Source organism: Nocardia sp. JW2, assembly GCF_051843015.1.
Lineage (GTDB): Bacteria > Actinomycetota > Actinomycetes > Mycobacteriales > Mycobacteriaceae > Nocardia > Nocardia coubleae.
On sequence record NZ_JBPXLK010000018.1, the window covers coordinates 65,719 to 77,686 of the forward strand.

An 11,968-nucleotide genomic window follows, 5' to 3' on the forward strand; every position below is an offset into this window, starting at 1 on the left:
CCTGCCGGCTAGGATCCCGGTCGTGTTCGGGCCGATGCGGCGAGCACCCGCTCGGTCTTGGTGGAGCCGGCCGCGATCGCCAGGCCGAGCCCACGCACGGCGTCCTCGAGGGCCTGTTGCGCGGCGGCGGCGCGCAGATGCAGGTCGACGGGTGAATCGCCGGGTGCCGCAGCGATTTTCATCGCGAGCTCGAGCAGGTCGAGCTCGCCCGTTCGCCAACGCTCGACATCGGCGTGCAGGGCGCCGAGCGCGACACCGGTCCAGCGCAGGGCGGTCACCGGACCCCGCGCGCGCAGTCGGTCGACCGCGACGCCCGGTGGCGTGCAACTGACAAGGAACTGTCGCTGCGCGGAGGCGAGGGCCTCGGTGACATCGACGCCGCGGTCCACGAACGCCCCGAGGGAACCGGCAGGCCACCCACTGATCGCCGACGCCGACAACATGCGCCGGGAACCGCACCAATCGCGTTCGATGCGGTACCGCACCCCGTCGTCGAGGAACGGGCGTGCCCAGCGGCCGGTCAACTGGGCGGGCGTACACGGTCGCAGCTTCACGGTGAGGTCGTCGTCGGCGCCGCTGCGCAACCGGATGACCATCCGGCCCGCCAGCAGGTCCGGTGAGCCGGCCAGGGTGGGTTCGGCGAACCAGATGTCGCGGACAGCGGCCGCCGCCGGGTCGCAGCCGAGGTGCCGCAGCGCAACCGCGACGTCGGTGTCGAGGTTGACCTTGATTTCGATCGGCGTGATCACCCGGAGCCCCTTCGGTCGCTGGTAGCGGACACGGCGCGATGTCCACGGATCAGCGTCGCCCACCCCGGGCCGGTCGCGCGCGCGTAGTCCGCTACCTCATCGCGGCGCGCTCCGCTCACCCGTGGCGCTGAAGTAGTCGACTACTCGTGACAGCCGGGGACGTGCGGCGGAAACTGGGTCGATCCGGTCCCGTACGCGTGGAGTTCGTGGAGGTTCCCGATGATCGACGCCACTCACCAGACCAGCGCGCGTAACACCGCGCCCGGCCGATCTCGCATCACGAATGCCCTGGTCACGGCGGCGGAGGTCCTCGACCGCCGGATCGGTTGGTTCCGTTTGCCGACGCCACTGGGCCTGGTCGTGCTCGTCGGGTTGCGGGCGAGACTGCGGGCGCGGAACCTCTTCGACACCGGTCGGCACCCCGACGGCCCGCTCCCACCCGGCCGCCCCGGCGAGCACCGCACGCGCACTCTGGACGGCACCTACAACACTCCTGGCGACCCGCGCGCGGGTTCGATCGGCTGCCGATTCGGACGCAACATTCCCCTCGACCACACCCGCCCCGAGGACAGCACCCGCATCCTCGACCCCAATCCACGCACCGTCAGCACCACACTGCTCGCCCGCGACGAGTTCCGGCCCGCGACCACCTTGAATCTGCTTGCCGCGGCGTGGATCCAGTTCGAGGTACACGACTGGTTCAGCCACCGGCCTGCCGATGCCGAACCGTTCACGGTCACGGTGGCCGACGGCGCGTGGCCCGAACCCACGATGACGATCCCGCGCACGGCAACCGTGCCCGCACCCGATCCCGCCGACCCGCCGACGTTCGTCACCGGCGAATCGCACTGGTGGGACGCCTCCCAGATCTACGGCGGCACAGCCGAAGCGGCGGGCCGTCTGCGCTCGGGCAAACTCGGTCAGGTCGTCATCGACGAACTCGGACTGCCACCGCTGGAGGCCGAGGACCTGGTCGCCAGGTCGCCTGCCGCCGCCAACGCCTGGGTAGGGCTCGCGCTGCTGCATTCGCTGTTCCTGCGCGAGCACAACGCGATCTGTGAGCGCCTGGTCGCCCGCTATCCGGACCGCCGCGACGACCAGTGGCTCTACGACACCGCCCGCCTGATCAATGCCGCCCTGATCGCCAAGATCCACACCGTCGACTGGACACCGGCCGTGATCGCCCACCCCACCACCGTCGCCGCCCTGCGCGCCAACTGGTTCGGGTTGCTCGGTGAACGGGTGGCGCGCCGCTTCGGCAGGCTCATCGACAACGAAGTCCTCTGTGGCATACCGGGTTCCGCACGTGAGGACCATGGTGTCCCGTACTCGCTGACCGAGGAATTCGTCGCCGTGTACCGGATGCATCCGCTGATCCCCGACGAACTTGCCGTGCGCAGCCCCGCCGACGACAGGGTGCTCGCCCGCTACCCCTTCCCGGAGCTCGGGGTGCGCCACATCCGTCGGCGTCTGGCGGAAAATCCGATGGACACGCTGCTGTATTCCTTCGGCCGGGCCAACCCGGGCGCACTCACCCTGCACAACTACCCCGAACACCTGCGCCGCCTCGACCGGGGCGAGGACCAGCCACTGGACCTGGCGACCATCGACATCCTCCGCGTCCGGGAACGAGGTGTGCCGCGCTACAACGAGTTCCGGCGGCAACTGCGGCTGACGCCCGCGCGTTCGTTCGGCGATCTCACCGCCGACCCGCGCTGGGCGCGTGAACTCGCGCAGGTGTACGACACCGTCGAGGACGTCGACCTGCTGATCGGCCTCTACGCCGAGCCCAAACCACCCGGCTTCGGCTTCGGCGACACCGCTTTCCGGATCTTCGTGCTGATGGCCTCGCGCAGACTTTCGGCCGACCGGTTCTTCACCACCGACTTCCGGTCCGAGATCTACACCGAGGCGGGTATGGCCTGGGTGCGTGACAACACGATGCGCACCGTGCTGCTCCGCCATTTCCCCACCCTCGCCCCTGCCCTGACCGGCGTCGCGAACCCCTTCGCCCCGTGGAGGTCCCGATGACGACGTACCTGCGCTACCGCGACGATCTCGAACAACCACGTGCCGACGAGGAACGCGATATCGACCGGATCATCGCGGTACTGCGCACCAACAACGAACGTGCTTTCCGCAAGTACAAGCGGGGCCTGCGCGACGCACATGCGAAAAGCCACGGGATCCTGCGCGGCGAACTCACCGTCCACGCCGGCCTGCGACCCGAACTCGCCCAGGGCATGTTCGCCCGGCCCGCGACCTATCCGGTGATCGCCCGGTTGTCGAGCACCTCCGGGGCCATCCGCAGTGACCAGTTGCGCGGCGTGCGTGGGCTCGGCATCAAGGTGCTCGGTGTGCACGGCCCACGCGCGCTGCCCGACGACGACGCGACCACTCAGGACTTCATCATGGTCACCCATCGGGAGTTCCTGTTCGCCGACGCACATGCCTACCTCACCAAGGGGATGCCGACGGCCTGGGTGCTCGCCCGGCTGCCCGATACCGCTCTGCGGGTTGGTAGCGACCTGATGGCCGCGCTCGACACCCACGTCCTGCGTCGCCTCGGCAAGGGCGTGCCACCCAATCTCGCCGTCTTCGTCGCCCCGAACACCCATATCCTCGGCGAGACGTTCTACACCTCGGCGCCGCTGCGCCACGGCGACTACGTCGCCAAACTGCTCTACGCTCCGGTCTCCCCGGAAGTCGTTGCGCTGCAAGGCCGCCCGATCCCGACATCGGCGGGTGTGAATGCCCACCAGAACTCGGTGATCGACTTCTTCGCCAACCACGGCGCCACCTACGAACTACGCGCCCAGCTGTGTACGAACGTCACGAGCATGCCCATCGAAGACGCCACCGTCGACTGGCCCGAAACCGAGTCCGCGCACCAGACGGTGGCGACCCTGCGCTTCGACCGGCAGGATCCCTACACTCCGCAACGCCGCGCCTACGGCGACGAAGTGCTCTCGTTCAACTCCTGGCGCGGACTCGACGCGCACCGGCCCCTCGGCTCGATCAACCGGCTCAAGAAGCGGGTGTACGAAGCGTCGAGCAACTACCGCCACGACGTGGGCAACGCGCCACGCATCGAACCACGCGACGCCACCGAGCTGCCGCCGTGACCAGCGCCGCACCCACCCGCTCCGCGCCGCTCCCCGGCGCGTTTCGTTGTGGCGTCGTCGCAGGACAACTACACTTTTCGCCCATGGGCGGACTGTGGCAGCTGCTCGATCGCCCCACCGAGTACGAAGCTGTCCACCGCGCGCTGACGAGCGGCGAATCCGGTGGCGTGGTTCTCGTCGGCGCGGCAGGCGTCGGCAAGACCACACTCGCGCGGCTCGTCACCGCAGCCCTCCCCGATCCCGTGCGCTGGGCGGCGTGCACCGCCTCCGCGCAAGCCATCCCGCTCGGTGCCTTCGCGCCCTGGATCGCCGCCTCGGCGTCACGCGACCCGCTCGCACTCCTGCATTCCGCACGCGAGAACCTGCTGACCGTGCCCGGCACCGTGCTCGGCGTGGACGACGCCCACCTGCTCGACACCTTGTCGGCCACCCTTGTGCACCAGATCGCCGTCGACCGGGGTGCCCGCGTTGTGGCCACGGTCCGCAGCGGCGAACCGGTACCCGACGCGGTCACCTCGCTGTGGAAGGACGGCTACCTCGCACGAATCGAGCTGGCGCCGTTCACCAAACAGCAGTGCACCGCCCTCGTGCAGTCCGTACTCGGCGGAACACTCGAAGGGCTCAGCGCCGATGTGATGTGGGAGTCCTCCGGCGGTAACCCGCTGTTCCTGCGCAACATGGTCGAGGGCGCGGTCGAGGCGAGCACCCTCACCGACGTCAACGGGGTCTGGCAGCTGCGCGGGCCGACCGCGGTGCCCTCCGGGCTCGTCGCGTTGCTCGACGAACGGCTCACCAGGGCGGGCAAACCGGTGCTCGACGTGCTGGAGATGCTGGCCGTCTACGAGCCGCTCGATATCGACATCCTCAGCGAACTGGTGGGTGTGGAGGCGGTCGACGCGGCCGAATCGACCGCGTTGATCCGGGTGTGCAGGCACAACGGTGCCGTCGATGTGCGGTTCAGTCATCCGCTGCTCGGCGAGGTGGTGCGCCGCCGCGTCGGCACCGCCGCCGCACGCGCCCGGCGCGGACGCCTCGTCGATACGCTGCGCGACCGGGATCTGAGCACGCCCGCGCACCGCATCCGGTTGGCCAGGTTGTGTGTCGACAGCGACCGGCCCGTCGACGTCGACCTGCTCGTCGACGCGGCCAAAGACGCTGTGGCCCTGGCAAATCTGCCGCTCGGCGAGCAGCTCGCCCGCGCCGCCTGCGAACGCGGAGGCGGGCTGCGTGCGGCCGAACTGCACTCGCGTGCGCTGCTGTGGGAGGGCAGGCCACGCGAGGCCGACAGGATCCTGGCCCGCTTCGACCCCGACCGGCTCGACCCCCTGCAACTTGTCCAGTGGGGAGTGGTGCGGGCGAGCCTGCGCTTCTGGTCGCTCGGCGATGTCGATCACGCCCGCGAACTCGTCGACCTGCTGCGGGCTCGGGTCGAATACCCCGCGCTGCGGTTGACCGTCGATGCCGCGGCGGCGGCGATGGCCGTCCACGAGAACCACATAGCCGAAGGCATCGATGCCGCGCAGCGGGTCATCGCCGATCCCGAATCACCTCGTCAGGCAGTCGATTTCGCCGCCTTCGCGCTCGGGCTCGCCTTGCCGGTCGCCGGTCGGGGCGCCGACTTCGCGCCCATCGCGGCGCGCAGCCGTGCTCAGCAGAAGGCGACCGACGGGCTCATCCGGGTGATGGTCCGCTACGGCGACGTGCTCGCCCTCACCACCATCGGCGACCTCGACCTCGCCGAACAGCGGGCCACCGAGTACCGCGAGTTCTCCTCGGCCGGGCAGTTCGCCGGCTGGGCGGTGGCCCGGATCGCCGCCGGGGTGGTCGCCACCTACCGCGGGCGGTTCCGCGACGCGATCACCGCCTTCGAACAGGCACTGGCCGCCCTCAATGCCGAGGCCTCACTGCCGTGGAAACTGCCCGCGCGGTTGCTGCTGGCCCGCGCCTACGCGGCACTGGGGGAAGTGGAGAATGCCGAGCGCGTCCTCGGTGACGCCGAGGAGCACCGGGGCCCGCATATGGTCCTGCACGAACCGCAGCGCGTCATCGCCCGCGCCTGGCTCGCGGCGGCCGAACACCGACCGCACGCGGCGGTGGAGCTGGCTCGCACGGCAGCCGATATCGCCCATCGCGCAGGTCAATTCGCGTTGGAGGCCGAGGCACTGCACCACGCCGCGCGCTTCGGTGACCGTACCGTGGCGACCCGGCTCGCCGCTCTCGCCGCCCGCGTCCAGGGCCCGATCGCCGGGCTCTACGCCCGTCACGCGGCGGCGCTGGCCAAGGCCGACCCCGCCGCCCTCACCGAGGTGAGCGAGGATTTCGAGGCCGTCGGCTTGTTGTTGTCGGCCGCCGACGCCGCCGCGCAAGCCGTCCCCATCTACGATCACGCCGGACGACGTCACCCCAGCGCCGAGGCCGCCGCCCGCGCCTCGGCCCTCGCCGCCCGCTGCGACGACGCGGGAACCCCCGCCGTCACCGCCGCCGCCCGCCCACTTCCCATCACCGAACGTGAACGCGAAATCGCCGCCCTGATCGCCCGCGGCCTGTCCAACCGGGCCATCGCCGAACGCCTGTGCGTTTCCATCCGCACCGTCGAAGGCCACATCTACCGCGCGTGCATCAAACTCGACGTAGCCGACCGAGACCAACTCGCCCGCCTGATCCGCAGCCGCTGAAGGCGCGACGCATCGCCCAGAGTTATCGGGGCTCAGGGCATTTCGATGGTTTCGGCGCGGGCGACTTCGTTGATGGCGCGGGTGATGCCGGCTTCGGTGGGGATCCGGGTTGCTTCCGTGAGGTGGGCGATCAGGAGGATGGCGGCGGGGTGGGGGTTCGTCGGTGGGCGGTCGGGGTGTTCGTCGATGCCGAGGGCGCCGGTGAGGGCCGTGGCTACGGTGGTCGGGTCGAGAGTGGGAAGCCACGGGAGCGAGTGGCGCAGGACGTCGGTGAGGACGGCGCGGATGTCGTCGGCGTCGAGGCCGTCGGGATGGGCGGCCTCGAGGAGTTCACGGATGACGGCCGACAAGACGATGGTCACCTGATCGGCGGGCAGGTCGGCCAGATCGGCCGTGTGTTCGAAGAAGGCTGATTCGTCGCGAGTGCGCGCGGCGGCGACGGATGCCGCGACAGTGGTCGCGATGGCGCGGGCAGGCGACGGCCAATCGTACGGCCACATGGTGCTCCTCGGGGTGGATCGCGCACGGGTTTCGCGCGGGGGCGCCGCCAGCCTAGCGAGCGGGGCACCAGATTCTCGCAGTCTCAGAATCGAGTCTCAGAATATTAGTTTCTGAGAACGCGATAGACGGTTGCTCGCGACACCCCGAAACGTCGGGCGAGTTCCTCGGCGCCGACTCCGGAATCATGCGCCCGCCGCGCCTGCTCGGCCTGTTCCGCCGTGAGCGCCGCCGGGCGTCCCCCGTTGCGCCCCCGAGCCGGCCCACGCGCCCGTCGAACGGCGGATTCGCCGAGCAGTGCTCGCGCGCCGTCCAGGATCAGGGCACGCAGCCGTTCGATCGGTGCGTCACGGAAGAGCACCACCGGATCGGCCAGCCCGGCCACTACCTGACACGCCCGCACACGCTGTTCCAGCCCGGCTCCCGGCCCCGCGACGAGATCGTTGGCCAGCGCGATCGCCGCCCGGAAACGGTCGGCGATCGGCGCCTGGACGAGCAGGCTCATGTCTTTGACGAGCATGGTGAGTGTCTGCCGGTGGCGCAGATGCACATCGACATATCCCTCGATGGTCCGCCACCGCACGTCCTCGGCATCGGTGCCGGCCTCCGCCTCGGCCAGGGTCGCTTCCAGCTCGTCCAGCAGGGGGACGGTGAGCTGGTGCAGGATCGCCTCTTTGGAGTCGAAGTGGTAGTAGAGGGCGGCCTTGGTGATGCCCACCTCGTCGGCGATGGCCTGCATCGAGGTCGCCCGGTAACCGCGCGCGGCGAACAGGGAACGCGCGGCCGCCAGAATTCGCTCGGATGTCATCGCACCACTTACCTCAGGTCAGTTCGGACGCTACGATTACTTACCGAGAGTCAGTCTAGTGAGGCGGGAGCAAGTCCTGTGCGAACCCGAGTGTCCTTCCCATCCGGAAACAGCCGGTGCGTCGGCTACCTGGAGCTCCCCGAGGGCGGGAGTTCGCTGCCCTGTGTCGTCCTGTGCCACGGATTCAGTGGCACGATGGACCGCCTGTTCGACCACGCGCGGCAATTCGCCGAAGCAGGCTGGGCCACACTGGTATTCGACTACCGAAGCTTCGGTGAGAGCGAGGGAGAGCCGCGGCAGGTCCCCGACATCGGCGGACAACTCGACGATCTGCGCGCCGCGGTCGCCTTCGCCCGCGCGCACGACCGCATCGACCCCGAGCGCATCCTGCTGTGGGGCAACTCGCTCGGCGGCGCCCATGCGATCACCGTCGCCGCCACCGACCCGCGCATCGCCGCGGTCGTCGCGCAGATCCCGTTCAATGGATTTCCCGAGAAGGTCGAGGGCCGCTCGGCCGCCGACAACCTCGCACTGCTGGCCGCCATCATCTGGGACACCGTGCGCGGCAAACTCCGCATGCGGCCCTACTACATCCGGATGGTCGGCGCACCGGGCGAACTCGCCGTCACCGCCTCCGCCGACGCCGAGCGGCACATCGCCACCCTCACCGGCGGTGGCGAAACACTCTGGCGCAACAGCATCGCCCCGCGCGCACTGCTGTCGATGATGCGATACCGCCCGGCCGAATCCGCCGCACGCCTCACCTGCCCGCTGCTGGTGTGCGCCGCTGCCGACGACCGGGAGACACCCCTCGACACCAGCCGCGAGCTGGCAGAACGAGCACCCGACGGCCGATTGCGCGTCTACCCTGGTACTCACTTCACCTTCTACACCGAACCGGCGCTGCGCACCCGCGTCGTCGCCGATCAGATCGAGTTCTTCCGCCACGCCTGCGATCGGGTGTGACGTGCAGGGTTGGCGCTGATCACACCGGGTATCCGCGTGGTACCCCTGAGTGGGAAGGATGCGATGACGATGCGCGGACGACGTAACCGACGTGATCGAGAAGTACGCGAAGTACGAGAAATCCAGGCCCGACCACCTCATCAGACCATCAAGTCACTGTTCTCGCTGCTGGTGCTTGCCTGGCTGCTTGCCGGGCTGGTCGCGGCGTTCCAGCGGGACTACTTCACCGACACCCCGACCAACTGCGGTGACTGGGGGACCATCGCGCTCACCGTGGCGGCGGGTCCGCTGAACTACCTCGGCATGAACCCCAAGGTCGGCGAATGCCAACTGCCCGAACCGAGCCAATGACCTGACTACTTGGCATCCCCGTAGCACTGCACCACCGCCGTGGTGAAGGGGAACCGCACCGGAGTCTCCCCGAACGTGAGCCTGCCCGCCAGGTCGGCCGCCGCCGCGATCGCCTCGGCAACCACCGGCGCCTCCTCGGCCGGGCAGTGCACGATCACCTCGTCGTGCTGGAAGAACACCAGCTCGGCGCGCATCTGCGCGATCGCCTGCCGTAACGCGGCCAGCACGAGCAGGGCCCAGTCGGCCGCGCTGCCCTGCACCACGAAATTGCGGGTGAAACGGCCCCTGGCGCGCGCCGCCGAACCGCTGCGCTCGGCAGGTGGCACATCGACCTCTTCCGGAGTGGCCGACACCGGCGGGCAGGTCCGGCCCAACCAGGTACGCACCAGCCGACCCTCCTCCCCGGCGTATGCCGCATCGTCCACATACGCCACCGCGGCCGGATATCGGCGCCGCAGACCGGCGAGATGGGTGAGCGCGTCGCCGGAGGTCTGGCCGTAGATGGCGCCGAGCAGCGCGAGCTTGGCCTGGGCCCGGTCGCCACCGAAACCACGCGCCGCCAGATCCGCGTACAGGTCCTCGCCGCGACCGGCCACCTCCATCAGACCGCGATCACGGGAGATGGCGGCCAGCACGCGCGGCTCCATCTGATCGGCATCGGCCACGACCAGACACCAACCGGGATCGGCGCGGATCGCCTGCCGGATCACCTTCGGAATCTGCAGGGCGCCACCACCATTGGTGGTCCACCGCCCCGACACCGTTCCACCCGGCAGATACTCGGGCCGGAACCGGCCACCGTGCACCCACTGCTCGAGCCAGGCCCAACCGTGCGCGGTGTGCAGGCGGTAGAGCGTCTTGTACGCCAACAGCGGCGCGACGGCCGGATGATCGACGCGCTGCAGTTCCCATTTGCGCGTGGACGACAGCGCGACTCCCGCCCGCGCGAACGCCCGGATGATGTCCTGAGGGAGATCGGGCCGCACACGGGTGCCGAAGGCGCGCGACACCTCGTCGGCGAGTTCTGCCATCCGCCGTGGTTCCGCCCCACCGGGAAATCGTTCACCGAGCATGGTGTCGAGCAGTTCGCGGTGCACGTCGGCCCGCCAGGGAATGCCGGCGCGCGACATCTCGGTGGCCACCAGCATGCCCGCCGATTCGGCCGCGATCAGCAAGCGCATCCGATCGGGATGTTCAGTCCGCCCGGTCCGTGCGAGCTGCCCCGCGTACACCTCGACCAGCGCGGTGAGCTCATCGGTGCCGGGCGGCAACGGCACCGGACCCGAATCGAACAGCGAGGGTTGCGTCTCGGCGCTGCGCGCGGGCGCGTCCGGTGGGACGGGCAGGTTGCGCAGCCGCGCCCAAGCCGCCGCCAACGACCGAGGCTGACCGGATTGCCCCTGCTCGTAGCCGATCAGCAACGCCTCGGCCGCTTGCACGTCGTAGCAGCGTTCCACGCGCACACCCGCCGCGAGCAGCGGCCGGTAGATCTCGGCGGTGGACCGCCACACCCACCGCCCCACGTACGGACGTGCGCGGATCGCCTCGACCAGCGACGGCTCCGTGACAACCGGACCGGCCGGACGCCCGTCCTGGTCGAGCGGGCACAGGCGAGCGCCACCGTCACCCGTCTCCGCCACCGCCCACCGCATGCGCAGAGTCTGTCAGCAGGGTCCGACAACCACTGTTTACCGGCCCGGGTGCCGGGTAAGCGGCCCACGATCGGGAGAACCCGGACAGGAGGTAACGCGATGGCGCACACGCAGACCGGCCCGCCCACGCAGCACACCCGGTCGGTCACCGAACTCGTCGACGACGCCACCAAACAGATCACCCGCCTGGTGCGCGACGAATTGCAGCTGGCACGCGTCGAAATGCAGGACCGCACAAAAGGAATCGCCCGCGGAGCGGGCATCGCCGGAGCGGGCGGACTCGTCGCGTTCTACGGCGGCATCGCGCTGACCGTCGCGGCGATCTTCGCGCTGGCGCTGGTCCTGCCCGAATGGGCGGCCGCGCTGATCGTCGGCGCCGCCCTGCTCGTGATCGGCGCGATCCTGGCGCTCGTCGGGAAGAAGAACGTCAGTTCGGCCGCACCGCCCGTACCGCAGGAAGCCGTGCACGGCATCAAGGACGACATCGACATCATCAAGGACGGGAGCAGACGATGACCGACGACCCGGAGGCACTGCGCCGGGACCGTGACCAGGCCCGCCGGGAACTCGGCGAGACCGTCGCCGAGCTGACCGACAAATTCGACGTACCCGCCCGCACCAAGGACAAGGTCCACGAGACCACCGAAGCGGCCAAGCACCGCGTCACCGACGCCAAGTACCAGGCGCTCTACACCGCCGACAAGGCACGGGACAAAGCCGGACAGGTGGTCGGCAAGGTCGAGTCCACGGTCCCCGACCCCGTGGTCGACCGAGGCAGGCAGGCCGCGGACCTGGCCGCCCGCAAACCCCAGGTTCCGGTCGCGGCGGCCGCGGTGTTCGCCGCGCTGCTGGTCTGGTTCCTCGCCCGGCGGCGGCGCGCATGAAGACGCTGTACAAACCGCTCGGCATGGTCGTCGGCGTGCTCGGCGGCATCGCCGCGAGCGCGGTGTTCAACCGGGTCTGGGGCGCGGTGGCCGACGGTGGCGACCCGCCGACCTCGACCACCCGCAACGCGACCTGGCGGGAAGTGCTGCTGGCCGCCGCTCTCCAGGGCGCCATCTTCGGCCTCGTGAAAGCCGCCGTCGACCGGGCCGGCGCCACGGGCTACAAGTCGCTCACCGGAACGTGGCCCGACTGACGAGGA

Annotated in this window: 12 protein-coding genes; 8 read left to right on the forward strand and 4 right to left on the reverse strand. The window is 69.8% G+C overall.

The genetic code is table 11. The annotated features are described in order from the left end of the window. Window positions 1–8 precede the first annotated feature (8 nt). Window positions 9–749 (reverse strand): hypothetical protein, encoded by a 741-nt coding sequence (locus ACSVDM_RS22560; protein ID WP_439267609.1) that lies wholly within the window; start codon window positions 747–749, stop codon window positions 9–11. A 219-nt stretch (window positions 750–968) separates the two neighbouring features. On the opposite strand from ACSVDM_RS22560, the gene ACSVDM_RS22565 reads away from it, so the two are divergent. The 3 genes from ACSVDM_RS22565 to ACSVDM_RS22575 all read left to right on the forward strand — a co-directional run bounded on the left by ACSVDM_RS22565 (window position 969) and on the right by ACSVDM_RS22575 (window position 6,549). Next, a complete protein-coding gene (locus tag ACSVDM_RS22565; RefSeq protein ID WP_439267611.1) occupies window positions 969–2,780 on the forward strand; it encodes a peroxidase family protein in 1,812 nt (603 codons plus the stop codon). Further along, complete coding sequence (locus ACSVDM_RS22570) at window positions 2,777–3,874, forward strand: catalase family protein (RefSeq protein WP_439267613.1); 1,098 nt, start codon at window positions 2,777–2,779, stop codon at window positions 3,872–3,874. Before ACSVDM_RS22565 ends, ACSVDM_RS22570 begins: the two co-directional genes overlap by 4 nt. 83 nt (window positions 3,875–3,957) lie before the next feature. Continuing rightward, window positions 3,958–6,549: a LuxR C-terminal-related transcriptional regulator gene (locus ACSVDM_RS22575; protein WP_439267615.1), complete on the forward strand. Its 2,592-nt coding sequence runs from the start codon at window positions 3,958–3,960 to the stop codon at window positions 6,547–6,549. Between the two features lie 32 nt (window positions 6,550–6,581). Here the strand turns inward: ACSVDM_RS22575 and ACSVDM_RS22580 are convergent, their stop codons facing one another. Continuing rightward, the gene (locus ACSVDM_RS22580; RefSeq protein WP_439267617.1) at window positions 6,582–7,049 is read right to left on the reverse strand and encodes a hypothetical protein; all 468 of its coding nucleotides are present in this window, start codon (window positions 7,047–7,049) and stop codon (window positions 6,582–6,584) included. 104 nt (window positions 7,050–7,153) lie between these two features. Next, window positions 7,154–7,855 (reverse strand): TetR family transcriptional regulator, encoded by a 702-nt coding sequence (locus ACSVDM_RS22585; protein WP_439267618.1) that lies wholly within the window; start codon window positions 7,853–7,855, stop codon window positions 7,154–7,156. Between the two features lie 90 nt (window positions 7,856–7,945). On the opposite strand from ACSVDM_RS22585, the gene ACSVDM_RS22590 reads away from it, so the two are divergent. Both ACSVDM_RS22590 and ACSVDM_RS22595 read left to right on the forward strand, forming a co-directional pair. Continuing rightward, window positions 7,946–8,821: an alpha/beta hydrolase gene (locus ACSVDM_RS22590; RefSeq protein ID WP_439267711.1), complete on the forward strand. Its 876-nt coding sequence runs from the start codon at window positions 7,946–7,948 to the stop codon at window positions 8,819–8,821. Window positions 8,822–8,968: 147 nt separating this feature from the next. Beyond that, window positions 8,969–9,172: a hypothetical protein gene (locus ACSVDM_RS22595; protein ID WP_357145110.1), complete on the forward strand. Its 204-nt coding sequence runs from the start codon at window positions 8,969–8,971 to the stop codon at window positions 9,170–9,172. Window positions 9,173–9,177: 5 nt separating this feature from the next. On the opposite strand, the gene ACSVDM_RS22600 is transcribed toward ACSVDM_RS22595, so the two are convergent. After that, on the reverse strand, window positions 9,178–10,824 hold the full coding sequence (locus ACSVDM_RS22600; RefSeq protein ID WP_439267620.1) for a bifunctional 3'-5' exonuclease/DNA polymerase: 1,647 nt from the start codon (window positions 10,822–10,824) through the stop codon (window positions 9,178–9,180). A 99-nt stretch (window positions 10,825–10,923) separates the two neighbouring features. Here ACSVDM_RS22600 and ACSVDM_RS22605 point away from each other — a divergent pair, with 99 nt between their 5' ends. The 3 genes from ACSVDM_RS22605 to ACSVDM_RS22615 are packed head-to-tail and all read left to right on the forward strand — an operon-like array spanning window position 10,924 to window position 11,962. Next, window positions 10,924–11,340, forward strand: a complete 417-nt coding sequence (locus tag ACSVDM_RS22605) for a phage holin family protein (RefSeq protein WP_439267622.1) — start codon at window positions 10,924–10,926, stop codon at window positions 11,338–11,340. Beyond that, window positions 11,337–11,708, forward strand: coding sequence for a DUF3618 domain-containing protein (locus tag ACSVDM_RS22610; RefSeq protein ID WP_439267624.1), 372 nt, complete (start codon window positions 11,337–11,339; stop codon window positions 11,706–11,708). Before ACSVDM_RS22605 ends, ACSVDM_RS22610 begins: the two co-directional genes overlap by 4 nt. Beyond that, a complete protein-coding gene (locus ACSVDM_RS22615; RefSeq protein WP_067489661.1) occupies window positions 11,705–11,962 on the forward strand; it encodes a DUF4235 domain-containing protein in 258 nt (85 codons plus the stop codon). The genes ACSVDM_RS22610 and ACSVDM_RS22615 overlap by 4 nt, the downstream gene beginning before the upstream one ends. Window positions 11,963–11,968: the final 6 nt, after the last annotated feature.

What these genes read in the sequence shown, in the direction of transcription:
- ACSVDM_RS22580 (WP_439267617.1), bottom strand. Translation starts at nt 7,049, where the DNA reads ATGTGGCCGTACGATTGGCCGTCGCCTGCCCGCGCCATCGCGACCACT.
- ACSVDM_RS22600 (WP_439267620.1), bottom strand. Translation starts at nt 10,824, where the DNA reads ATGCGGTGGGCGGTGGCGGAGACGGGTGACGGTGGCGCTCGCCTGTGC.
- ACSVDM_RS22565 (WP_439267611.1), top strand. Translation starts at nt 969, where the DNA reads ATGATCGACGCCACTCACCAGACCAGCGCGCGTAACACCGCGCCCGGC.
- ACSVDM_RS22585 (WP_439267618.1), bottom strand. Translation starts at nt 7,855, where the DNA reads ATGACATCCGAGCGAATTCTGGCGGCCGCGCGTTCCCTGTTCGCCGCG.
- ACSVDM_RS22615 (WP_067489661.1), top strand. Translation starts at nt 11,705, where the DNA reads ATGAAGACGCTGTACAAACCGCTCGGCATGGTCGTCGGCGTGCTCGGC.
- ACSVDM_RS22575 (WP_439267615.1), top strand. Translation starts at nt 3,958, where the DNA reads ATGGGCGGACTGTGGCAGCTGCTCGATCGCCCCACCGAGTACGAAGCT.
- ACSVDM_RS22605 (WP_439267622.1), top strand. Translation starts at nt 10,924, where the DNA reads ATGGCGCACACGCAGACCGGCCCGCCCACGCAGCACACCCGGTCGGTC.
- ACSVDM_RS22570 (WP_439267613.1), top strand. Translation starts at nt 2,777, where the DNA reads ATGACGACGTACCTGCGCTACCGCGACGATCTCGAACAACCACGTGCC.
- ACSVDM_RS22610 (WP_439267624.1), top strand. Translation starts at nt 11,337, where the DNA reads ATGACCGACGACCCGGAGGCACTGCGCCGGGACCGTGACCAGGCCCGC.